The organism is Parendozoicomonas sp. 209JJ7-1 (genome assembly GCF_058147085.1).
This window is the reverse complement of sequence record NZ_JBYVJU010000001.1, coordinates 40,537-64,758: the sequence shown is the minus strand read 5'-3', so window position 1 is coordinate 64,758 and position 24,222 is coordinate 40,537. Positions and strand designations below refer to the sequence as shown.

The 24,222-nt window shown below is 51.3% G+C and carries 15 protein-coding genes and 5 tRNA genes; 11 read left to right on the top strand and 9 right to left on the bottom strand.

Annotated features, from left to right (window positions below):
- Window positions 1-107: 107 nt before the first annotated feature.
- A complete protein-coding gene (locus ACY2RQ_RS00265; protein WP_490110939.1) occupies window positions 108-1,004 on the bottom strand; it encodes a DNA replication terminus site-binding protein in 897 nt (298 codons plus the stop codon).
- A gap of 416 nt (window positions 1,005-1,420) precedes the next feature.
- On the opposite strand from ACY2RQ_RS00265, the gene ACY2RQ_RS00260 reads away from it, so the two are divergent.
- Window positions 1,421-1,750 carry a helix-turn-helix domain-containing protein gene (locus ACY2RQ_RS00260; protein WP_490110938.1) on the top strand — a complete coding sequence of 110 codons (330 nt, stop codon included), beginning with the start codon at window positions 1,421-1,423 and terminating at the stop codon, window positions 1,748-1,750.
- Between the two features lie 83 nt (window positions 1,751-1,833).
- On the opposite strand, the gene ACY2RQ_RS00255 is transcribed toward ACY2RQ_RS00260, so the two are convergent.
- The 5 genes from ACY2RQ_RS00255 to ACY2RQ_RS00235 form a co-directional block, all read right to left on the bottom strand.
- Window positions 1,834-2,136: an HU family DNA-binding protein gene (locus ACY2RQ_RS00255; RefSeq protein WP_490110937.1), complete on the bottom strand. Its 303-nt coding sequence runs from the start codon at window positions 2,134-2,136 to the stop codon at window positions 1,834-1,836.
- Window positions 2,137-2,219: 83 nt separating this feature from the next.
- A complete protein-coding gene (locus tag ACY2RQ_RS00250; protein ID WP_490110936.1) occupies window positions 2,220-3,386 on the bottom strand; it encodes a tyrosine-type recombinase/integrase in 1,167 nt (388 codons plus the stop codon).
- 43 nt (window positions 3,387-3,429) lie between these two features.
- Window positions 3,430-4,245 carry an alpha/beta fold hydrolase gene (locus tag ACY2RQ_RS00245; RefSeq protein ID WP_490110935.1) on the bottom strand — a complete coding sequence of 272 codons (816 nt, stop codon included), beginning with the start codon at window positions 4,243-4,245 and terminating at the stop codon, window positions 3,430-3,432.
- Window positions 4,246-4,301: 56 nt separating this feature from the next.
- Window positions 4,302-4,931 carry a peptide-methionine (S)-S-oxide reductase MsrA gene (gene msrA, locus ACY2RQ_RS00240; RefSeq protein ID WP_490110934.1) on the bottom strand — a complete coding sequence of 210 codons (630 nt, stop codon included), beginning with the start codon at window positions 4,929-4,931 and terminating at the stop codon, window positions 4,302-4,304.
- A gap of 134 nt (window positions 4,932-5,065) precedes the next feature.
- A complete protein-coding gene (locus ACY2RQ_RS00235) occupies window positions 5,066-5,281 on the bottom strand; it encodes a transposase (RefSeq protein WP_490110933.1) in 216 nt (71 codons plus the stop codon).
- 111 nt (window positions 5,282-5,392) lie between these two features.
- Between ACY2RQ_RS00235 and ACY2RQ_RS00230 the strand changes: the two genes are divergently transcribed.
- A complete protein-coding gene (locus tag ACY2RQ_RS00230) occupies window positions 5,393-5,887 on the top strand; it encodes a hypothetical protein (RefSeq protein WP_490110932.1) in 495 nt (164 codons plus the stop codon).
- 175 nt (window positions 5,888-6,062) lie between these two features.
- Here the strand turns inward: ACY2RQ_RS00230 and nhaD are convergent, their stop codons facing one another.
- Entirely contained in the window at window positions 6,063-7,457 is a 1,395-nt protein-coding gene (gene nhaD, locus ACY2RQ_RS00225; protein WP_490110931.1) for a sodium:proton antiporter NhaD, read from the bottom strand.
- Window positions 7,458-7,790: 333 nt separating this feature from the next.
- On the opposite strand from nhaD, the gene gltX reads away from it, so the two are divergent.
- Window positions 7,791-9,290, top strand: a complete 1,500-nt coding sequence (gene gltX, locus ACY2RQ_RS00220; RefSeq protein ID WP_490110930.1) for a glutamate--tRNA ligase — start codon at window positions 7,791-7,793, stop codon at window positions 9,288-9,290.
- 67 nt (window positions 9,291-9,357) lie between these two features.
- Here the strand turns inward: gltX and ACY2RQ_RS00215 are convergent, their stop codons facing one another.
- On the bottom strand, window positions 9,358-9,903 hold the full coding sequence (locus ACY2RQ_RS00215) for a hypothetical protein (RefSeq protein ID WP_490110929.1): 546 nt from the start codon (window positions 9,901-9,903) through the stop codon (window positions 9,358-9,360).
- Window positions 9,904-10,133: 230 nt separating this feature from the next.
- Here ACY2RQ_RS00215 and ACY2RQ_RS00210 point away from each other — a divergent pair.
- The 8 genes from ACY2RQ_RS00210 to ACY2RQ_RS00175 all read left to right on the top strand — a co-directional run bounded on the left by ACY2RQ_RS00210 (window position 10,134) and on the right by ACY2RQ_RS00175 (window position 21,267).
- Window positions 10,134-10,209 (top strand) — tRNA-Ala (locus tag ACY2RQ_RS00210).
- A gap of 18 nt (window positions 10,210-10,227) precedes the next feature.
- Window positions 10,228-10,303: transfer RNA gene (locus tag ACY2RQ_RS00205), tRNA-Glu, on the top strand.
- Window positions 10,304-10,309: 6 nt separating this feature from the next.
- Window positions 10,310-10,385: transfer RNA gene (locus ACY2RQ_RS00200), tRNA-Gly, on the top strand.
- Between the two features lie 151 nt (window positions 10,386-10,536).
- Window positions 10,537-10,612 (top strand) — tRNA-Glu (locus ACY2RQ_RS00195).
- A 36-nt stretch (window positions 10,613-10,648) separates the two neighbouring features.
- A tRNA-Ala gene (locus ACY2RQ_RS00190) sits at window positions 10,649-10,724 on the top strand.
- A 424-nt stretch (window positions 10,725-11,148) separates the two neighbouring features.
- Window positions 11,149-11,622: a ProQ/FINO family protein gene (locus ACY2RQ_RS00185; RefSeq protein WP_490110928.1), complete on the top strand. Its 474-nt coding sequence runs from the start codon at window positions 11,149-11,151 to the stop codon at window positions 11,620-11,622.
- Between the two features lie 141 nt (window positions 11,623-11,763).
- Window positions 11,764-20,247, top strand: coding sequence for an SEL1-like repeat protein (locus tag ACY2RQ_RS00180; protein ID WP_490110927.1), 8,484 nt, complete (start codon window positions 11,764-11,766; stop codon window positions 20,245-20,247).
- 84 nt (window positions 20,248-20,331) lie between these two features.
- Complete coding sequence (locus ACY2RQ_RS00175) at window positions 20,332-21,267, top strand: hypothetical protein (RefSeq protein ID WP_490110926.1); 936 nt, start codon at window positions 20,332-20,334, stop codon at window positions 21,265-21,267.
- On the opposite strand, the gene ACY2RQ_RS00170 is transcribed toward ACY2RQ_RS00175, so the two are convergent.
- The gene (locus tag ACY2RQ_RS00170; RefSeq protein ID WP_490110925.1) at window positions 21,264-24,185 is read right to left on the bottom strand and encodes a hypothetical protein; all 2,922 of its coding nucleotides are present in this window, start codon (window positions 24,183-24,185) and stop codon (window positions 21,264-21,266) included. The genes ACY2RQ_RS00175 and ACY2RQ_RS00170 overlap by 4 nt on opposite strands.
- Between the last annotated feature and the right edge of the window lie 37 nt (window positions 24,186-24,222).

Here is a 24,222-nt window from a genome sequence, read left to right as displayed (position 1 = left end):
TTTCTGTTAAAAGTAGTAGGTGGAAATCAGGCACATGTCACTGTGGACTCTGCGTACAGACAGAGCCAAGTTAGAAGTACTAATCCGAACAGGCTGAAAAAACAGGATCAAACTGGCTGGAAAAGCAGGGAGCCTGGGCGGGTAGACAGGGGTTTTAGCCGGGTATCGCTGCGTTGCAGGCGCTCCTGCTTCATGGCCGGATTCCAGGGTTTTATCCGGTTAAACTCCGGCAGGGGCTGACCTTTTTCCAACAAAATAAACAGGGGCAGGGGGGTATTGGTCTGCCCGGGCCAGAGTTTCTTGCTTTCAGGGTTTTTCTTTTTTTCTTTTTTGATGATATCCGGCCAGGTCAGGTTGGCCCGCAGGTGGGGAGCCAGGGGCCGGCGAATAACAACCTCGTTATTCTCCGGAAGATTTTCCAGCAGGCGGATATCTTCCGCCAGTCCCATACTGGGAGTGAAGTTTTTGCGCAGGTGCTCAATGGCTTTGGCAGCCGTCAGGCGGACGCTGCCATGGGTTCCGGAGGCCCAGCTGAATCCCACCCGTTTGGGGGGCACAGAAAAGAGCTTGAGCTGACGGTAACACTGGACGAAGTGCAGGTGCTGGATTTTCAGATTGCCCAGCATGCCCTCCCGCAGCTCCCGGGAGCTGAGTTCGGTCATATCAAAGCCCTGGCCGTAACAACGCCTGAACTCCTGCATGGCATCCTTAAAAGCGGACTTACTGAAATTCAGCTGTTCGCCGGCCTCAAGGGTGGTGGGTGAAATGCCTATCAGCCCTGTGAGCTTGCAGGTTTCCTGGCCGGGCTGGTCCGGTTCGTAGGTCAGCATCAGGCTGATGCGGGCAGCCCTGGCCCGGTCATCCTCATGTTTCCCCTCCTCCTGAAAGACCCAGGCTGGCAGGGTATGATCTTCCAGAAGCCTTTCACGAAAGGCATCCCGAGCCTCAATCAAGGCCAGCAGGGTGTCCCTGACCTGGATGCGGGCGGCTGTTTTATTTTCCATAATATACAATCATTAATGGTGCGTATTTCATCAAAATACTCCCTGATGGAGGAGAAATCCACCTAAAGCAGCAGAGCCGGGTATCCAGGATAATGCTCGCCTTGAAGGCCACTGCTTTCATCTGACTGGACGGGTTTCAGTGTTACACGGGCTGACAGAAGGTGACAGCAGGGCTGACAGAATTCCCGGAACTCTCTACCCCTTTTACCGGTTCAGGGAACTTCTATCCGAAGTCGTATTCTAATCCCTCAGTGAATATGACTTTTGGTCATCTTTCATACTCGCCATTTCTACTCAGGATCATTGCCGGGCAGCGTAGCTGCCAGCCAGGGTATACAGGCCTGGTCAGCCGGTTCTCTGGATATTTTGAGGGGATGGAGCCGTAAACAGACAGGGATTAAGGGAGTGCAGAAGTTATGACTCTGACAATTCGACTTATAAAAACTCGGAGGGAGAAGCGCTTATCACAACAGGCATTGGCTGATCTGATTGGAGTTTCAAGAAGTGCCCTGGCTCAGTGGGAAACTGATATGAGCCGCCCCAGCCTGGATAATCTGAGAAAGATTGCCGAAGTGCTGGATGTATCTTTTGAGTGGCTGGCCACCGGGCGCGGTAACCAGTACATGACCACCAATAATGATGAAATCAGTGACGATGAACTGGATAATGAAATCAACCGTCTCCTTGCCCGCCTCAATACCCGCCACAAAAAAGCTCTTCTGGACGTTATCAAGGTTATGCACTGACCAGCCGAGTTCTCTTTCACAGATCGAACGCAGATACAAAAAAAGAGCATGGAGATGCTCTTTTTTTGTATCTGCGTTCGCGATTATGCGTTCACGGCTTCTTTCAATTTTGCACCAGCCTTGAACTGAGGAACCCTGGATGCGGGAATCTCAATTTCCTGACCAGTCTGAGGGTTGCGACCCTTGCGAGCAGCACGCTCGGTAACGGTGAAAGTACCGAAGCCGATCAGCTGTACAGACTCGCCACTAACCAGTGCATTCTGGGTAGCATGAAGGAACGCATTCACAGCCAGTTCAGCTTTGCTTTTGGGCAGGTCTGCCTGTTCGGCAACCGCCTCAATCAGCTCTTTCTTGTTCATGTCGAGTCCTGAGGTTACTACAGCCAAAGTTGCGAGGCGGCGAATAATACACGAAAGATTACGGGGCTGGTAGCGTCCTATAGGGAAAAAAAAGGATAAGAGACAGTGGATTAATAATTTTCTGTTATGTCGTCAGTATTTTTCGTTAATCCATGGTCCGCTGTCAGCTCTCTCAGACGCTTTTTTTCGGGGGTGTAGTACTGTTGTGTTGTGGTAATGGCTTCGTGTCCCGCAAACAGTGCCAGGTCTTCTATATCCATATTGCTGGCAAGGTGGGAAAGACATGTGTGGCGCAGGGAGTGGAAGCTTTTTCCCGTAATTCGTTCTGCAAGATCATTGTCGTCTTGTGTCAAAGTGTCAGCACAATATCGCATAAACTGACTGAACCACTTACGTACCTGCCGCTGACTCATGGCGGCATACTCACCCTCCTTGTTGACAGGTCGAAGAAGAGGAGCCAGGGGGAAGTTATCCCGGGCAAAAGGTTCAAGGTTATGCATGGTGCGATATTTGATAATGGACTGCAGTACATTGTCGTTCACAGGCAGTTGCCGCAACCTGCGGCCTTTACCTCGAATCAGCAGGGTCAGGTCACCATAACGGTCCTGGCGAATATCAACACAGCTGTGGTTGGTCATCTCTGACTGACGCAGCCCCAGGCCATAAGCGATGCTGAACACATATTCCAGGCGGGCCTTTTCCAGACGCTGGCGTTCGGTTTTTTCCGGATAGTTATGAATGGCCCGGGTAATCACCTGCCACTCATCTTCATAGAAGAACCGGGTTTCTCCATGTCCCCGGGCATGCCTTTCCCCGCTCTTATCAAAACCGTGAACAGGGTTACCTGAGATATAACCCGTAGCCTGCAGATAGCTGAAAAAACTGTTGAGGACAGTAACAATCTGGTCCGTGCTTTTTCCCGGTCTAATGGCATTGGGGAAGAATACTTTGTTCGGGTTGGCATTATCCATACCCGGCTTTTGCCAGTGGGGCCAGGGAGCCTGCAGGAAGTTGGTGTATACCTCTATATCCGCGACGGAGCAGTCGTCGTAACCCTTCAGCCGTTCATGGCGGATAAATGTAGTAAAACGCACCAGCTCCCGGGTATAACGGCGCAGGGTTTCATTAGAGCGGCGGGCCGCCCGGCGTAGAAATAGAGCCAGGGCATCCCGGTCGTTGTTAACACCCAGTTTGTTACTGTGGAGGTTTTCAGGATGAGGGGCAGGCAGTGATGTTGATTCCGCTGCCGGGGTAATAATCTGTTCAGGCACACTCATGGGGTCACTATATCATTGTGATCCCAAGTCTTAATAGCCCAGCTCAGTAAATCTGGAGCAGTTTGGCGGTTTTTTTTCTGGTATCAAAAAAATCAGTCATCAATTCATTAAACCGGGAGCACTGATCCACAATGGTGGCATGGCCAGAGTTCGCCACAGTGATCAGGTGGGCCTGGGGAATCAGCCGGCAGACCCTGGCGGCGGCCTGGCCGGTAAAACTGTCATGCTCGCCGCGAATAAACAGAGTTTTGGCCTGAATGCTTTGCAGATGATCCCAGAGGTTGACCTGTGTCAGGCCGTCCAGAATACGGATCAGTATTCTGGGGTTGCTTTTCTTCCAGTACTGCAGGGCATGGTGGCGAAAAGCTTCAAGATGCTTTTTGGGCAGAAGGTACCAGAGCAGGATACGGGCCAGTGGTTTCATGGGAATCAGGGCAATTAAACGACGAAGAGGCAGCATGCAGCGAAGGGAAAATTCCAGATCCCGAAGAGAAGGCGCGGTATTGATCAACAGCAGGCGATTTACCAGCGCAGGTCGGATAGCTGCCAGGGCCATGGCCACCATGCCCCCCATGGAGATGCCGGCGACATCCCAGCGGTTTATATTCAGTTCCCGGGTCAGGGCGTAGATATCTTCCGCCATGGTCTGAACACTGAAGTGCATGGTGTAACCGCTTTTGCCATGACCGGGAAGGTCAACCAGCAATATCTGCCGGTCGCGGCACAGCACCGGTAACTGCAGCAACCAGTCTTTGTGATTGGACACTAATCCGTGGATCAGAATCACTGGTGTTTTTGCTGTTGGGGTTCCGACGAGACGATAAAACAGTGGGTATCCACCGACCTGTGTAATTGGCATAAGCACCTCCAGGTTCATGTATCGACCGGGAGGTGCAGGGCATTACGGGGAAGGCTTTATGATTTTTTTACCGGGCTGTGGGTACCGGCTTCCTCTCCCCAGATCTCTTCGAGGCGCTGATCACGTCCGCAACGATAACGGTAGTACTTATAACGGACAGGATTTTTTTTGTAGTAATCCTGATGGTAATCTTCAGCGGGCCAGAACTCGCCGGCCTGGGTTAACTCGGTATAAATTTTTGGCAGGCGTTTGCTGTTCTGAAGTTCGGTCAGAGTCGCCTGCGCGGCTTTATGCTGTTCTTCATCTTTATAAAAGATACCCGTGCGGTACTGGCTGCCGGTATCACAGAACTGCCGGTTCTGTACTGTTGGGTCGATGCTGCGCCAGAAAACATACAGCAACTTTTTGTAACTCACCTGTTCCGGGTTATAGACAACACGTACGGCTTCGGTATGGCTGGTTCTGCCGGCAGATACCTGCCGGTAACTGGGTTTCTGTTCAGGTCCGCCGATATAGCCGCTCTCCGCAGAGTAAACCCCTTTCACTTTTTCAAAATCAGCTTCGGTACACCAGAAACAGCCGCCGGCAAAAATAGCGGTCTCCGTTTTAGCCTGAGCCTGGGTGGCCAGCAGGGCAAAGATGATAATGGCGATCAGGCGCAGGCCCGAGGGGAGGGATAACTTCATGAAATAACTCCTCTGTTTTGTTGTTATACGTGTGCAACAGGGGAAATGGATTCAATGTTGGCATTGAAATATAACCGTATCCGATACTCGACCGATTGTTTGTGACGGCGATGGTAAAGCCTGCCCTTGTAAGTCTATTTGAAGGGTCTGGCCATTGTCTTATTGAAGAACCGGATGAATGCATGGAGTCCATCCCTCCATGCGTTCTTTGAACAGAAGCTGCTTCGCTTGAGATAGCGTCTCACCAGAATGGAAAACCAGATCTCTATCTGGTTGAGCCAGGAGGCATGCTTCGGCGTGTAATGGAATACCACTTTGTGGGAAGGGTCAGACAGATAATCTGCCCGCATCCCTGCTACTTCTTATGGAAAACCCGGAGGGCTATTAAAACATATTTCTGGTTTGGTGGGGTTTTAGGGCTAGGCTCGTGGTTCCGTCTATGCCTATGAGGTAAGAAAAATATGTCCAGGTTCCATAGTCGATTGGTCATAGCCTTACTCTTGGCGGGTAGCAACACTATTTTGGCAATAGACACATGTTTGGCAATAGACACATGTCCCAAGGCACCAGTTAATCCTTATGGAGGCTATGGTTCTATTCTTCCGTTTTGTGAACGACACAGGGCGTTCAGTACCCTTGAGGCAGGGTTGAAAAAAACCGGCAGTTATATTCTGGCCCGTGACGGGAATATGATTCCCCATGTTGCTGAAGTCGGACTCTGCCCGAAGGATGCCATTAACTACGCTGCCAGCATGGACCGAAAGTATTTTCGCAGTGAATCCGACTTATTCTCTGAGGGGTTTGTGATTAGTGTTGATGTATCTGAAAATGGAACTGTTACGCTGACCAGACACTCTCTGCAGGATATGGGTGGGAGCTGGAGCTATGGCGGAGAGCATAGTCGCTGTCTCCCCAGTCCGTCTGTAAAAGAGTATTTGCAATCATTTGATCAATAACATTATTTGCTGGTCAAAGTCTGACGGGCTGGTCGGTGTTAGTGCCCGTACGACCAGGAAAACTTCAGCGGCAGTTTATGCCCTCCACCATCTGATGATAAAGGGCAAAACTATCTGTGTTCATAATTCCTGTGACAAGAAGAATCTTGAAGCGGACAGAGGTTAACGCCAGTGGTCAGCCATTGATCAGCCAGTGGGTGCTGATACTGGCGATATAGCCGACCATCACCGCCCAGCTCCAGCGCATATGGCCAACAAAAGTATACAGACCACGGGAGTGGCCCATCAGGGCAACACCGGCGGCGGAACCCACGGACAGCAGACTGCCGCCGACACCGGCGGTCAGGGTAATCAGCAGCCACTGAAACTGGTTCATCTCCGGGTTCATATCCAGAATGGCGAACATGACCGGGATATTATCAATCACCGCCGACATCAACCCGGCGCTGACATTGGTAATAAAGGGACCAAGGTTGCCGTACATGCCTTCGGACAGCAGTTGCAGGTAACCCAGGTAACTCAGGCCACCCACAGAGAACATAACCCCAAAGAAGAAGAACAGGGTGTCCCACTCCGCATGGGCGACCTTGTCAAAGGTATCCAGGGAGCCGTACTTGCGCACGTGGGCATCCCGGTGACCGGGAATATAGCCGCCGGTGCGCAGCTTTAGAATCCAGGTGTAAATCATCAGGAGGGAGAGGCCGGTCATCATCCCCAGGAACGGAGGGAGGTTACACAGCTGTTCAAACATCACCGCCAGCGCGATGGTGATCAGGAACAGGGCGCACATGCCCTTGGCCCCACGGCGCATACGTACGGTACCGGTAATGGCCTGTGGGTGAGCCTTGGGAATAAACGGTGTCATCAGCAGTGCAGGAACCACATAGTTCACCACGGAGGGGAAGAAGAGCTTGAAGAATTCAAAGAACTCAACCTTGCCGGCCTGCCATACCATCAGGGTGGTGATATCCCCGAACGGGCTGAAAGCGCCACCGGCATTGGCGGCCACAACAACGTTAATCAGGGCCGGAACCGCAAAGTCCGGACGATCCCGTCCCACGGACATAATCACCGTACCCATGACCAAGGCGGTAGTGAGATTGTCGGCAATAGGAGAGATAAAGAAGGCCAGGGTGCCGGTAACCCAGAACAGGCTGCGGTAATTGAACCCGCGGCTGACCAGCCAGGCCCGAAGGGTCTGGAATACGCCGCGCTCATCCAGGGCGTTGACATAGGTCATGGCCACCAGAAGGAAGAGGAGGAGAGAGGCGTACTCTTCCAGGTCGACCATCACGGCCGCTTCGATGGTGTGTTTATCAACGCCGTTTTGGGAAGCCAGTATAGCGATCAGTACCCAGATAACCCCGGCCGCCAGCAGCATGGGTTTGGATTTTCGCAGGTGCAGTTGTTCTTCAAAAATAACGGCAGCATAGGCTACGGAAAAGACCACAAGGCAGACGATGGCCAGCGGGCTGGTGGTCATATCGAGAGCAGGCCCTGAGGCCATGGTAAGTCCCGGACTCAGGCAGAGCAGGGCGATAAGAGGCAGTGTGTAGAATTTGTTATTCATGGCTTTTTTGCTTGATTCGCAGAGAGAACGAATATGTTCATGCTGTTCCGTCAGGTTCTGCGCATGACATGTTATTGTCCGACATATATAACTTATACAACGATAGTCGCTTCCCGGGTGATCGGCCGTTCCGAAAAACGCCAGATTCTGTGTAAACAGACAGAAGGGGGGCAGAATCGGGGCGGATTCTATCGCTCTGTACTACCTGGGCTCAAGGGTTGCGGGTTAATTATTGTGCCTGAACGTGATTTGTATAGTTGTTTCAGGTGAGTAACGGGGGAAATAGCCTTATAATTCGCCGATTCGTCTGATGTGATAACTGAACACTATATTATGACCGTTCGTACTCGTGTTGCTCCTTCCCCAACCGGTGATCCCCACGTTGGCACAGCTTACATTGCCCTGTTTAATATGGCTTTCGCAAAAAGCCAGGGTGGGCAGTTCCTGCTGCGAATCGAAGATACCGATCAGGTGCGCAGTACCCGGGAATCGGAGCAGCAGATTCTTGATTCCCTGAGATGGCTCGGGCTGGAGTGGGATGAAGGCCCGGACAATGGCGGCCCCTGTGGCCCTTACCGGCAGAGTGAGCGGCGGGATATTTATGATAAGCATGGCGCTGAGCTGGTGGAGAAAGGTCACGCCTTCCGCTGCTTCTGTTCTTCCGAGCGACTGGACGCTCTGCGTAAAGAGCAGGAAGCCAATAAAGAAATGCCGGGCTATGACGGTCATTGTCTGCACCTCAGTGAAGAAGAAGTCAGTCGTCGAGTCGCTGCCGGTGAACCCCATGTGATCCGTATGAAGGTGCCGGAAGAAGGCTCCTGTGTTGTTAAGGATATGCTTCGTGGGGATATTGAAATCGACTGGAAGCAGGTCGACATGCAGGTTCTGGTCAAAGCTGATGGTATGCCCACCTATCATCTGGCCAATGTGGTGGATGATCACCTGATGGGTATTACCCATGTGATTCGTGGTGAAGAGTGGATTAACTCCGCTCCCAAACATGCCCTGCTGTACCAGTACTTTGGCTGGGAGATGCCGGTTCTCTGCCATATGCCCCTGTTGCGTAACCCGGACAAGAGCAAACTGTCCAAGCGCAAGAACCCCACAAGTATCACCTATTACCGTGATATGGGCTTTCTGCCGGAAGCCGTCGTGAACTATCTGGGCCGTATGGGCTGGTCCATGCCCGATGAGCGGGAGAAGTTCACTGTGAGTGAAATGATTGAGAACTTTGATATCTCCCGTGTCTCCTTGGGGGGGCCGATCTTTGACCGGGAAAAACTGTCCTGGCTGAACGGCAGCTGGATTCGGGAAAACCTCTCTGTGGATGAGTTCGCCGACCGCCTGCACGGCTGGCTGATGAATGAACAGTACATCAAGAAGTTCCTGCCCTTTGCCAAGGAACGCTCAGAAAAGCTGTCTGACTTTGCTCCCATGGCCAGCTTTATGTTCAGCGGCATGCTGGATCTGAGGGAGGAAGACTTCACCCATAAAAAGCTGGATCATGACGGTGTTCGCAAACTGCTGCAGTTTGCTCTCTGGAAGCTGGAAGCCCAGCGTGTCTGGAACAAGGACAATATCTTTGGAGATATTAAAGGTCTGTCCAAGGATATGGGGCTGAAAGTCGGTGACTGCATGCAGCCGATTTTTGTGGCTGTTGCCGGTACTCCTAACAGCTGGTCAGTGGTGGATTCCATGGAAATACTGGGGCCGGATATGAGCCGTGCCCGCCTGCGTCACGCCATTGAGGTACTGGGTGGCGTATCCAAAAAACAGATGAAGAAGCTGGAAAAAGAGTTCAAGACCCTGGGGCAGGAGCCTAAAGAAGGCTGAGGGCTGTTCAACCCAAAGGGAGCTGAAAGCTCCTGGATTTTATAATGGCCTTTAAAAGCACCCGGTTTCACCGGGTGTTTTGCTGTGAGAACCAGGGGATGTAACCTTCATTATTGTACCAGGCGGCTGCAAGGGCTGTTCCGGCAATAAAAAGCGCAGTGGCGGAAAGCTGTGCTGCCAGTGTATAGCCGCATATCAGCGTAAAGGAAATTCCAACTGTTGCTGCAACACTGAAATGCACAAGGGCTTTAGTCGCAGAGTTCAAAGTCTGGGTCGACAGGGCAGGTGTGAAAGGCTTAACAACTTTAGCCGCTTTCTTCAGGCCCCATTTCAACCAGGTGGGAACAGGGCTGATCGCTCTGTTCTGGAGAGGCTTGGGTTGAAGAATGGCGTGGCCAGAGATCAAAGCCCCGTAACCAGCCAGTGCTGTACCAGCAACAGCCAGAGCAGAATAGAAACCACCAAAAATGAATACCGGAACTGATATGGTCAGTGTTCCTCCGGCTAGAAGGGCAGTGACTTGATCGATATCTTTCTGATCCGTGAAATTGTCCTGTTCGTAGACAAATGGCTTACCGGGAGTCCCTGCTGTTTCGTGTTGGGAGCGCTGCATTTCTCATATCTCCTGCTTAAGTCTCTTTCTGACTGGGGCGAACCTTCTTGTTGCTTGTTAGATAGACAGCCATTTGCCTGGTTGGTTTGTAAATATTCGCTATTAAAAATAATAGGATATCGCTTGACAGGTTATAAGCGTATTCCTAGAATGCGCCCCGCACTTCGGCACTGACCAACACCAAGTTCAAGAGGGTGATGGTAACAGCGAAGCGCCGGGTAGGTTATTAAGGGGCCTTAGCTCAGCTGGGAGAGCGCAACACTGGCAGTGTTGAGGTCAGCGGTTCGATCCCGCTAGGCTCCACCAATCTACCGGAAAGCCTGTGTCCCGTTCGTCTAGTGGCCTAGGACACTGCCCTTTCACGGCAGTAACAGGGGTTCGAGTCCCCTACGGGATGCCATTTTTTGCGGGAATAGCTCAGCTGGTAGAGCACAACCTTGCCAAGGTTGGGGTCGCGAGTTCGAATCTCGTTTCCCGCTCCAAATTTGTAGTTGTGAGTTGTAGTGTAATAGAGTTGCCAAGGTTTGGGTCGTCACTCCAGAGTTCGGCAAATATCGTTTCCTGCTACAAATTTGAAATTGCAGTGTGCAATTTGAAGTATGCAGAATAATCTGCAAAATGAAGTTCCAGTGTGTCCCGTTCGTCTAGTGGCCTAGGACACTGCCCTTTCACGGCAGTAACAGGGGTTCGAGTCCCCTACGGGATGCCATATTCTCTTCTGGAGAGAATCTCTTGTGAGAAATGTGGGGCCTTAGCTCAGCTGGGAGAGCGCAACACTGGCAGTGTTGAGGTCAGCGGTTCGATCCCGCTAGGCTCCACCAATTCATTATAACCTTAATTATTTTTCCCCCTGTTAGCCTTATTACGGGGTTTCTTTTCTTCAGAAGTTTATTTCCCTTTCAAATTTTTCCTGAAAAAAACTAATCCATAGCAGTCAGTGTCACAGCCCATGACTATACACTGTCTTATACTTGTGCCAACGGTGTGCAGATGTTTATGGACTTTGTCGGCATGCCTTCTCGCAATGCTATTAACCGACCGATGCATAATATGTGGAAAGCGGTTACGGATAGCCAGACCATAAGGCTATGGTGTTCTATTATCTTTCTCCTGAATTCCAGGGTTGAGGAAGCAATAAAACCTCGACCAGAGTGGATCAGCGGTGCAAAATACTGAGCTGTATTGTATTTTACCTGTCCCACCCAATGCGGGGATGCAGAACGTGACTTACAGGTTTTCGGATTTATGCAGTCAGTGACCCAACCAGAGTACCAGAACCGCCCGGCATCCGGAGATGCCAGAGAGAAGGATGACGTGGCCACCCTTCTGGTTGAACTGAGTACAAGAGACAGCAAGGAGATTATGGGGCATGAGGCCCTGCGAGTGCTGCGTATCCTGTGGCCTGGCGTTTTCCGGGTATCATCCCCGCGGCCTTTAAAGATAGGGATAGATAAAGAGATTATCGCCACAGGCAAGGTGCCGGAAACAGTGGTAAAAGCCGGTTTGCGCAGCTATACCCGCCTGGATCAGTACCTGGAAAGCACTCGTGCGGGCCGTCCCCGTATTGACCTGAATGGTAAACCCGATGGCAGGGTGCGTCTTGAAGAGGCGGTGAACGCGGATATGATGCTGTACGCACGTTACTGCCGAAAGAATCCTCCCCGGATGTTTATTGGCCAGTTGCGGCTGGCAACGGAAGAAGAAAAAGCCTCTGCCTGATTTTCCCTTTGTCCCTCGCTTGAACCCTTGCCGTGTTATGTGAAATCACGGTAAGGGGTTCTGTCATTGCAGTTATTTCCCCCGCACAGTCGTTATATCCAAGTGTCTGAGAATTGGTAGGTCAGGTATCAGCAGGATGCTATGGAAAAAATACAATCCGGACCCCTGGATGCTTCCGGGTCCACCTCATCATTACTCTCACAATCTGCGCCTGATTCGCAGAGAGAGATACCTGTTGTCCAGACAGCAGACAGTTCTGTCAGTACCTCCCTGTTAGACCGGGCCATTCAAACATCGACCGCACCCCCACTGATGATTTCCGTTGAGGAGTCCATTGCGGAAACCTGTGATGCCATTCGAAAGCATGCAGAGGAGGATAAATTAGAGGAGGTTCTCAGGTTATATCGTGATCCTTCTTTTCAGGAGGTTCTGGCAGGGGAAGAGGAAGGTCTGCGCATTGAGATGATGCATCTCTATACCTGCTCCCTGGTGCTGCAGCAGGAAGAACTCACTCCTGAGGCTTCAGAGCAGATAAAAACTTTCTTGACCGAGACCCGTAACATACTCGTAACCGGCAACCCCCAGCAATGCAGAGATCTTTGTGAGAGATATGAGTGTCTGGCGTCGATTCTGGAAGATATGCCCGGTACTGATGTCAAGGGCGTCCGGCTGGTTATGGAAGGTATTGTTCTGCTGCAAAAGGACAAAGACAGGGCGGTGGAAAAATTCAGAGAGGGGCGGGAACTGGGGTGTCTGGATGCTCGCTTCTGGTATGCCCTGGGCATTCTTCTGAATAATCCGGAGCAAGCTGCTGAAGAACTCAGAATTGCCTGGCAGGAGGGTTTTCCTTCTGCCGGGCACTGGCTTGGGCTGGCTTGTTATGAGATAGCCATAGAAAGAACAAATGGCTGGCAGCCCCAACAAGTACTGGATGAAGAAGACCGGCGTTATCTTGAGAAGGTGGCGGCCTGGTCCGCTGAAGCGGGTGATGCTGTTGTGCTGGTGGAGCTGGCAGAAGCGGCTATGGACGGTAACCTGGGGTATGAGAAGGATCTCGGCAGGGCCTGGTTTCTGCTGGAACAGGCCGTTGCCCTGCAATCGCCATCCGCCCAATTAATCAAATCCGACTGGTTGGCCCAATTCAGCAGCACTCCGCAGTTGTGCAATAAAAATTGCCGACCGGTTGAGGCGATAGCCAGCTCAGGGCTGGCCAGGGCTTATCTGACTGAGTTCGGAAAGCGACCGCCTGTATCGATTATTTGCAGTGAGCTTACAAAAATAATCGTTAATAAATGGCCGGATGGTTTGTATGTCGAGGGTCTTATTGAATTTTATAATCGACGGCACAGTGAGCAGGGGCAGGGCAGGAGCACAACGCCTTTAAATAAAGAGAAACTGAATGCAGAGGAGGTTCGGGACAGGATGCTTGCAGCCGGGGACAGCCAGGGGTTTCTCAGGCTGATGGGTATGAACCCGGGTGGTTTGCAGAGGATGGAGCTAACAAAGGCACACCGGTACCGGACACTGCTCACCCTCAATCGGGGCTTTGATCCGGCGGCCAGTCAGCTGGGGTGTCTCTGGCGTAAGGAGCCTTTAGATACCACCGGGCAGGCCCTGGCAAGGCTTTTCCTGCACCAGGGGGCATCAGAGAAAGCCCGCGCTGCGGCCTATGCCGGACAGCGGGATTTCTTTCTGCAGAGAGGAGACCTGAGACAGGCTGAACTGGCCTCTAATACGCTTTGCCAGACCCCTGATATGCATACCCAGCCCGATGATTATTTTCTTCTGTACAGGCAGGCCTGTGACCTGTTTGGAAGACCCAAAGAGTTGAGCCTGGATGTGTTGATCACCAAAGGTTCTTACCGCGCGGCCGTGTTGAAGGCCCGGATTCAACTGGAAAACGGGCAGTTGGATATGTTGCAGGAGACTCTGAAAGACATCCATACGCCGGAAGCACGTTTGATCGTGATGGCCGCGAAAAAGCAGACGATATGGCCACTGTCGTTTTCGTCGGAGCTGTTCTTTCGGGATGAAAATGCTGCTTTCCGCCTGCTGGAACTGCATTCGAATGGCTTTATTGATCTTCCCGAAGGGGTAACCAGGGAACAGCTGGCTGATGTTCTCAGGAAGAATATGACTGAGCGGGAGTGCTATTTTCGGCGCAGTGATCCCGGCAGCCAGCTTGTTGCCAGTGAACTGATTATGCAGGCAGACAGCCATGATAGTCGGCGGGATATCTGGGAAAGTGGCTATAAAAAGGCATTTGCCCTGAGTGGTGATAGAGCATATGCCAGTCGGCTGGCAGCTAATTTCGAGCAGGAGGGCTGCTATGGTGAAGCGGCAGAGCTTCTGGAGCGGGTTTGCTGTGAATGGGCCTGCATGACTGTTTACCGAACAGATTCCGGGCTGTATCCCCGGATGGTTATTCCCTCCTGTTTCAGCCAGTGGGAGACGACAATGGCTGATAAGTTAATGACACATCCGGAAATGCGGGATATCTATCAATGGTCAGCCAGGCTGAGGGAGAAGGCGATACAGCTCCATCAACCTGTCGCTTTTCGCTATGTTCCGAATGCGATAAAGAAGCTGCAGGAATTTCTGCCCAAGCGTAACCTGGATTTCGATACTCCGGGAAAGCGGTGTCGAGATGTTCATTCTCGCTTGTTGCCCCTTCTGGAATCGGTACTGGTTGATTATGTCCTGAGTGATATTCAACTCAGTGACCAACAGAAAAAGCAGATTGGATTAATGTTTTACAACATGGGCATGGCCTGTCACCACCTGAAGCAGACTGAAGAGGCATCGTTGTTCCTTCATAAGGCAGCACAGATGGGTTGCCTTCAGGCTTTGCGGCCGGCCGTCGTCTATCTGGCCTGTGGCTGGGGCCATGTTCCGGCCTCGGATCTGATTGAGAAGTTTAGGCCTGTTCCGGAAGGAGAAACCCTTAACTGGTTGATGGCGTGGGCTAACCAGCTCTTGCAACTGCGTTTTTTTGCCACTCCTGGATTAAGAGAGGGGCAGGGCAGATTTTCTGATGAAATATACCAGAGCTTGCTGGATTTGGCGGACACTATCGCAGAACGCACCGGTGATGGCAGTGTTTATGGTGATCTGGCCGAGCGTATTATTAATAACCTTCACCTGGAAATAGGTGATGGTGTAAACAAGGTTTCATGGGCGCTTCGCCTGCAGGCATTGATGAGGCGGGCGTTATTGATGGAATCCCCAGTCGGGCTGGTGGCGGGGGTAGGGCTTATTTGCAGGGAATGCCCTGACCTGTTGCCGGTTAACCCTGTAGAGATGCTGCGCCTGTTCTGCAGCATACCCTGGCCAGACCCGGTTCCGGAAGAGGAGCAGTATTGCTTCCCCAGGTTGACTTCAAAGACTGATTTTTCCCGGTTGATGAATGCGGAACCCTATTCGGTTGCGCAGCGTCTTTTTGCCGAATATCAGCGAACGGAGGATCCGGGTTTTATCTGGTTGATGTATCTGCATGACAAGATGACCAGGAGAAAATCAGTTACAAGGGAGTATGAGACTAGAATTTCCAGCAGTGTTCTCCCGCTATTGCGCACCCTGGTATCACTCTATAAAGGGGAAACTAAAAATATTCACGGTTATTTGGTGGGTATTATCGCAAGGCTGAATTCAGCTCCCGCCCCCGGGGAGAATCGTAGTGAGGAGATAGCGCAAGGGTACAGGATCGGTGTCGCTTTTTATCAAATGTTTTTGTCTCAACTCCAGATTTTTGGACTCTGCGCAAAAGTCGATACAGATAAAGAGATTGTGCTGAGGCTGCAGTCTGCTGCTGATCTGCATTTTTCCCACGCATGGACATTGATGGGGGTTATTAAGCGCAGGGAGAGTATAGAGAAGGCCCGGGATTGTTTTAAACGCGGGGCGATTGCCACGGGTATACAGGCGTCAGATCCCGCGGCTTGCCATCAACTGGCACTGCTTTATATGAAAGGCCCTGAGACCAGGGAGACCGCAGACCGTTATCTGACCCATGGCTGCTCCCTGGCCTACCTCCCATCCTGGGTACTCAAGCTTCGTATGGAGATGAAAGAGAAACAAGCCTTATCGGCCTGTCCAACATGGGACACCATTAAGAAAAGCCCATGGCTTACCCATCAGCCGGTTTTCCGTTTCCTGGCCGACTATGACAATTTTAGAAACAGTACAGATGATATCAGGCAGCATCATGTGAACCAGCTTATGGTATGGGCTGAGAGCGACGACCCCCATATCCTGTTCCACCTCACCGCTATAGTGGCCAGGGAAGAGAAACTGTATGACCATCCGAAGTTTCCCGGTCTGGTCAGTCAGTTGGTTAAAAAGATGAAAGCTGAAAATATTTATTTTCTGCTTGATGACCCGGATATGCCGGAGGTTCTGGGTGTGCTCAAGTTTTACAGCTCAAATTTACTGTCCCGTGATCCGGTGCGCTGTAGCCTGGAAAAGTTGAGTGATATTTGTAATGCCGTCAACGATATTGTTCCGGTTTTTAAAGGAAAACCCGAGACTGGGAAGGTCTCGAAAAAGAGTCGGTTTGAAACTCTGAAAAATAAGGCATTTTCTCCCAATGGCGCATCACGGGAGGAAATGAATGATCTGTTCACCCTGTGTAAGAAAGACCCGGCACTGGTGAATAAGGAGCAGGCTGCAAAACTTGCCGGTCTGTGTCTGGATGAGCGGTTACGAAAAGGGGGCGGGGAAAAACTGTTCTCCGACTGGCTCGCCCTGTTGGAAAAAATAACCACCAGACCGCTGGCCGAACTCATGGTCGAACAGTTGGAGAGGTTGCTGGAGGAGTCTCCCCGTCCTTACGGTGCCATTCACCATGTCTTAAGCCAATTGTCAGGATTATCTGAAATACCAACCCTGAAGGATAAGCAGGGGGAGATTGTATCCCTATGTCACGAAAGCCTGAAAAGTGCTGGCACCAGAGCCGAATGGGTAGAAGCCTGCCAGTTCTGTTGCACAGTGCGAAAATACTGCCCTGACGTTATTACTGCATGCCCGGCAGTGATTCTGGCCCGGGTATTGAAGACATTTATGATGGAAGAAGCTGGTTCTTGTCCGGCTCCTGTTGCGGAGTGCCATGATCAGGTTATCCAGGCCCTTGAGCAGAGTCGGGAAGGTAAAAAACTGGGGAGTATTGAGCTTAACGGACTGCGTTCACATATGGCTCGTTATTACCGCATACAGGCTGGAAAGCTCCCGGTGAACCAGAAAATTCAATTGAACTGGCTGACCGCGCTGCCAAAATCCGCAGGGGAAGAGGATCAACTTCGGGTTGATACCCTGTTGAGGGAAGAAATGACGCAAATGTTGTCATCTCTTCCTAAAGGAGAGGAAAGATTCATGACGTTGCTCTCAAAAATACATAAGCCGGAGTTCCAGAGCTTTCCCGCTGGGGCGGTAGGCCGTGCAAAGAATGCTTGCGCTGAAAAACCGGGTAATCTTTTTGAATTGCTGTGTGGGCTGGAAGTCAGGGAGACCCTTGGGGAAATTTGTCCTTTGTCGTTTTCTTCAAGGGTGCGCCAGTGGCGGGCGGATAATTCCACAGCTGATACTGAGGCTCTAATAAAGCTGAATAGCGCCCGTTTCTTACGGATGCTGGCAGGCCAGGAAGGCTTGTTGCCGAAAGGTTTGGCAGACGCCGCCCTGAATTACCTTGCGTCGAACCCATCCCCTTACCTGGAAAATGCTCCCCAGTCTGTTCTTCTGCGGTTGCTCCGTGAGAATCCGGAAAATAAAAGTCTGTTGCAGTTTATTCTGGGATTGGCGCAACCGGACTTCTGGCTGCAGGGTTTCAGTGCTGAAGAATTGCTGCGTATTTATAACACCATAAAATCTGAAGGCTGGTGTCAGCTGAAAAGCCGGCAACTGCCAGCATTGCTGGGAGCCATGCCGCTCCCGTTAAAGGGGCTGGCTCTTAACGACTTACTTGAGGATCTTCTGGCCCAGGAATATCCGGAGCAGAGGGAACAGGTTCTCAAGGTTGTTCTGAAATGGCTGGAGCAGACCAGGCAGTACGACCTGAACAGGGTTCTACGGCCGTTATTAGAGCGTTATTCTTTTTTTACCCCTTTTCAGCTGGAAGCACTGTTGAACCTTGTTGGGAGGTGTCAAGCAGTTGCCCCGGAAGCGATGGAAGAAACCCTGGGGCTTCTGAGAACAATGTTCCCCCAGACAACTTTCCAGGTTGGCCAGGAAGCCACCCTGAAAAGCAGGTGGCTGGCCTGCCAGCACTTCTGTATTCAGGAAAGGGAAAAACAGAAAATCCCGGAACTGGCCCGTGAGCAGTTAACAGCTGATATTTCCCGGATTGTTGAACAACTGGAAGGACGGCGGAAACTGGGAACTGAGTTGAAAGAACAGGTAGATACGCTGATCCAGCGGCTGAATGTCTGGAAAGCGCAGGATTTCTACCTTTCCGGGAAAACAGCCCTTGAACAGGCTGTCGTGCCGGTTCAACTCCGGCAGATGGTGGATAAACATGCCAGGCTGACTGAGCCTGTGCGCGATGCACTCCGGGTGGAGCTGATAAAGCTCAGGCAAAAGGCAGGAGAAGCATGCCTGTCTTCCCGGGAGATGGTTGTCCTTGATTATCTGTGCCATACCCCGGAAGAACGACAGGTGTTCCAGACAAAGGTTCTGGATAAGCTGACAGACAGGATTCATAAACTTAATCAAAATCTGGATGATCTGACGGAACTGGCCCGGGAGATACTTCAGCTGCCCGGTGCCTGTCAGGAGTCAATGATTGTCGATCTGGACACGAAAATCTGTAACGTCCTCAATGGGAAAATCAAGGTGGTAAGGGTCAGAGTAAAAGAGAATGTGACCGGTGAGCCTCCTTATGAACTACAGCAGTTGGAACAGTTGAATGTCCGGCTGGAAGAATATGAGGCTATCAGGGAATATCATTCATCCTATAACTATAAAGAGCGTCTTGGCCATTTTCTTTCTCAATGTTTCAGGAAAATAGAACAGGATAAAAATGACCTGACGTTTATACGGAAGCTTACAGAGCTGCAAAAGACACTGGTGGAATTATCTTCACCGAAAGCTATCAGTGAACAGCAGGTGTTATCCGCAAAGGCTGTTACCGACTATAAACCTTCCCCCAGGTCGACAGGTGTGAAGAGAGTACCTGTCAGCGAAGTTCACCAGGCCCAGGCCGGAGATTGCCGTTGTATTCTGGATTTTATAGAAAGCCTGCGCAAAAAACCGACTTATTCTGAGGTATGGGATCAACTGAATACTTTCTGCACCCTGGAAACTGTTACAGGTGGGCGGGGGAGTGAAGACAGGAAACTGTATCTGCTTGTTCCCGCCCTTACAGCAAACGTCTGTTGTCACTTACTGACTGCGATAAAGGCGAATGAATGGCAGAATCTGCCGGACAGGGAACAGCAGGTAGAGTGGTTGCTGGAAATCTGGAAGAGGTGCCAGCCTGAAAGCGAAGCGAGAAAGAAGATAGCTGGGGTGTTTCAGGCAGAGCAGTCTGTAGAGCCGGTGCCGGGCATCACTGCCAGTGTGTCGGAGCTGCAAACGCTGGTACAAGAGGTTTGCTCTGAGGATAGGGGCAGGAACCGCGAAGCTCTGGGTACGCTGATTAAATATCTGAGCATCCAGCCATTCAAGGCGACGGAAGCGGACAGGCACTGCCTGGCTGAGGGGCTGGAGGATGAAAATTTCCTGACGGCGGAAGCGGAAACACTTGCGGAACTTGTGCAGAGCAATGTTTCCATCCTTCATGGTATTCGTTATCTAAAACATCACCTGCATGATCCGCAGGCAGAATTCCAACAGGTTTTAGATAATGTGATGACCTATGCCGTAGATGACAGGGATACCCGTCTGCTGATGGAGCTCTATGAACAGCGGCAGAAGTACCTTGAAGAAACCGCCGAGGAATGGATACAGCCTGAAGAAATAGAGCAGGCTTTTATAGAGCCTGTAAATATAGAGCCTGTAAATATAGAGCCTGTAAATATAGAACCTGTTGATGTGGCGTCAGTTGATATTGAGCCGGATTGGAGCCTGGCCATCCGGGAGGTTCAGGATATACGAGAATTGTTGTTTTCTGAGGCATTTCTTAAAGATCCATTGTCCCACTCCGAACGTTATGTCTCCTGGCTGAATGCTTTAACCGGGACGCTGGATGAAGATGCCCTGGATGGGAAGGCATTAGAGGAACTGAGAGTACTGGTTTGCGTAGTGCATGGACTGATCTCCCTTGACCAGATAGTCAGAAATACGCCCAGGCAAACAGGGTTGCTTGGAAGCCTGTGTAACCCTCTTCTTATAAGGGTTTCCCGAGTGTCCCCGGCTTTGACGCAGATAGTCTCAGGGTTAGTCGACTTTGTTGAAGAGCAGACGGTGTCTGGCAGTAATGCTATACACAAAATTCATATCACCGGTATGCTGCGGCGTATCCTCCAGAAAAAAGGAAAAGCTTTTTCCCAACAGCCACTGTCATCCGGAAAGTCTTTATCTCCAGGCCTTGATGAATCAGAAGTCAGCCTCCGGGGGAAACAGCAGACAGATCAGCATATCCATTCAGATATCCTTGAACAGGCAGCCGGTTCCAGGAGTGTTGACAACACCTAACCGGATGGTTAGAGAGAGGAATCTTTAAATATCCTGTGACTCAAAATCAGTCCTTGAAAGAGATTTTCTCCAGGAGTCACACCCATGGATCGCTACACACCGTTACCGTTTTCCCAGAGTCAAGCCTCTGGAGGCTATGAAACGTTACAGACGGAGCAGCCAGTTGTTGTTAACAGCAGTTCCGGGTTCTCCTTCTCTATATCCCATGCTTATCTCCCGGAGGAATATCTTCTGAAGGAGTGCTCATTCTGTGATAAATCCAGACTGGGGGAGAGTCAGATCTGTAAAAGCAGGCATCTGCTATGTCGGGATTGCCTGCACTATTACATGGAGAGAGAAAGCTGTCAGCTTTGTCGTCGAGATAAAATGGGAAAAGTAAAAATGTTTTCTCAGTCGCAGTTTGACGCTTCACGGTTGGAAATCCAGGAGCAACGTAAGAATGTATGGTTTACCTGTCTGGGGTGTGAGAAATCTGTGGATTTTAGTGAGATGGAGAAACATAGCTGTGACAGTGAAACCGTAAAGCCACTGGCAAAACGACTACGAATAGAATCAGAAGAGAGTTATTCCAGTTCCATAGAAAGTGAAGAGCAGGCAGTCAGCAGGAGAAAGGGCAAAGGAAAGCAGCCAGCCAGTCAGAGAGAAAGGAGAGCACAGAAGGAAAAAACCACGGTTCTTATGAACCCGACTCCACCTGCTGAAAAAGCGGAGGAAGGGAAAGAGCCTCTACCGAAATTCTCCAAGGGGGATTATACGAGAGCCGGTGAGCGAATTATTCTAAGCAACCATATGTATAACCCCAGGGCGTTTGTAGAGAGCTGTTATAGCGAAGACGAGGTGAAGGCGATCTATCGCTATACATCTGCAGCTGCACAGGTTATCGGGAGTAGAGTCTGCAGATCTACCGCTAAAGGTAGTCCGCTGAATCCGGCAATTCTTGTCAATATTCATGAGGCTCTTGGTGAGTGGATGAAAGAGCGGGGTATTCCATTGCCTCCCGAAGGATTTGATGAGGACTAATCAGAGGATTGGTGTCGATAAATACCGGCGCTGTCCTGCAGCCAGGATGTCGCCTTAACGGTTTCATGGTGCATATGGCCAAATGCACCATTCATTTTTTCATAGACCTGCTTTTCCAGCATTTTATGGCGCAGAATCAGTATGGCTCTGTTGATATATTGTTGATGGTTAACAGGTCCATTATTTTTGAGCTGGAATTGTAATTCGTCGTCTATTTTCTGCTTTTCCCTGCGCAGCTTTCTGATGGTTTTTACCAGTTCGCTGGTGTTTTCCTTGGCCTCCCGGCGCAGGGCTTTCTGCCGTTTGAGGTAATCCTGTCTTGCGGCTACTGCCAGTTCTTTTTCTGATTCGCTCTGGCTGGCGCGAAAGAAACCGGTATCAAACCGGTCATCATGGTGAGTTGCGGTATATTTTTTTACTGCGGCCTTGTTGTGGAGCCTGTTCAGGTTCTCGGTCACCTTGGTAGCAACAAAGCTGTATATCCAGAATATGGCACCCGCCGCAGTGGGAATAGGGGCCAGTCCCGCGGCTGTGGGGCTGACTCCGGTAAAGACTTTAGTTAACGCTGACTCTATATAACGCCAGAGAGTGCTGCGTAGAGTGGTATCAATAAAGCTGATGCTTGCTTTTGCTGTGGCTTTGGCGGCTCTGGTTCCTGTGTCGACGGGTTTGCCCAGGCGGGCGGTCAGGGTATCAATCTCCAGTTCCTGGTCGCTGAGGGGTTTCTCCAGGTTCAGAGCCTGCTCTAGGGTCAGGGCGACAATATCAACGTCGGAGTGGTGATAATTCAGGGTATCCCGTACCCAGCCAGTAAAATTCTGCCTGGGTTGGAACCGATGACTTTTCAGCTCCGGGCTGTTGGCGGCGTCGTTAAAGATTTTCATGCGGGTACGCGGGTCGAGGGTTTCAAAAGGTTGCCAGAGTTCCGGAAACTTCTCGATAAAGTGATGATCCAGCCGGCTGACTTCCTGCACACCTTCCACCACCAGCTGATCAAGGCTTTCAAAGGCACCGGCCATCTGGATAGAGCGCAGCTGGCACAGGGCCTGGGTCCGGCGGCGTTTGACTCTCTCCTTAGCATTCAAATGAAGATTCTCGGGCTTGTCTTTCATGGCTTCAACATTGCTTTGAAGATTGCGGAAGCTATTCAGGATATCCGCCAAACCGCCGTGACGGGTCAGCCAGCTGTAACTGTTGAGGTAATCATCAATTTCCTCTCCCGGGGCATCGGCCCCGCTGCGGCTGGCTCTGGCTGTGTCGGCTTTTTTGAGCTTACGTCGTATATAAATACGGTGCAGGCGGTCAGCCACCGTATCTATAGCAATCCACGCCACGCCGCTGATCATATAGGTGATAAGCATAATGGCTACAGAGATACCCCCCGTCTGAACACCATACACGGTTCCCATCATCAGCAGTAAACCGGCCTGGACACCAATCACCCTCTTGTTGCGACTACACCAGCGCAGAATGCGCATGCCGAAATCCCGGGCCATACGCAACAGGTGACCATTATCCACCTGATGTTTGATAAGCCACTCATCATCACTGTCGCAGATAATGTCCGGCTCGGTGTCCGGTTGCTCAAGGGTCGGCCTGCCCTGGATCTGCCAGTGGCCATCACTGTCTTTCTGCACTCGTACTGGTGAGTGTTTTGGCATGCTTTGTTTGCGGGAGCGTCCCAGGCTCCGCTGTGGGATTCTACGCTGGTGAATTGCACGCTGAGTTCTGGTGCGCTGGCGTGATGGGGAGAGCTGGGCGATATAATCCAGAACGGAGAGTTCGCTGGATCTTACCCTCGTCAGCTGGGCATTGGCTTGTGTGGTGATCTGCGCCACTTCATCGGCCAGGGCAATAAACCGGGTCAGGGAAATATCATTGTCACCATGAATATTGTGCCGGGCCAGAATACTCTCGACTTTTCGAATGGCCCTGGGGCGTGGCACCCCGGATTTTTCCAGATGGCTGATAAAGTGCTGTCTGACGGAAACAAGATTAGCTCCCCGCTCCGTCAACAATGATTCGGGATTCTCACCAGACGGGCAGCTGGTGGCTGTGCGCTCCTGAAGGGGTTTTCCCGATGGAACAGGCCTATTGGATAACGGTGTGTTGTGAAGATGGTTTTCCCGGGCGGCAATTGCGGACACCACCCGGTGATGTTCCGTTCTTAACCGGCGAATGGCATTTTTTACCTCCATCATATTTTCCAGGCTCAGGTCGGCCGAACTCTGGATACCGTGTTTCAGCAACAGGTTATCGATAATGTGCGCAGCATCTCTGTTTAACAGCCCGGTTTCGGCGCAGAGCTGTTCAGTCAGGTCTGGAACTAGAACGAGAGAGATAAACTGCGGCGGCAGCTGCTGCTGTTTGCCGGCGGCCAGGTATTCATACACCAGCCGTGACGGGGTGCAGTTAACCCAGTGGTCCAGCTTACGGATTCTGGCGGCACTCACCGGTATATCCTGGAACTGCAGATGTATCTGGTTATCACACTGGCTGATACGGGCCAGTTCCGCCAGCTGCATGGCCGCGGCCAGGTGCAGGTTCTGCCGGTTCTCAAAAAGGGCTGTGGTTTCACCGGAAGACTTGCGGGGGGGAACAGGGGAAATTTGACGACTGCGCAGGCTGGCGTTATGAGGCTCGTTTGGGGGAGCGTTCGGGGAGGAATGTTGCTGATCCAGTTCGTGCATATAGGCGTGGAACAGCTCCTGGCTTACAGTCGGGTGCTGTTTGGGGGAACTCAGACGGGAGAAGTAACCAATAATGGCGGCTACAACCCGGTTGCGCTTCCAGCCACGGGTGACCCGTACCTGTTTTTGATGGTGGTTAAAGCTGTGCAGGCTTGCGCCCTGATGCTGAAGTTTTTCCCAGCTCTCAGGGTACATATGACTGAACCGGACTGGTTTGCGCGCTTCCATGTGCTGCCAGTTTTATGAAGGAATACTGACAGTATAT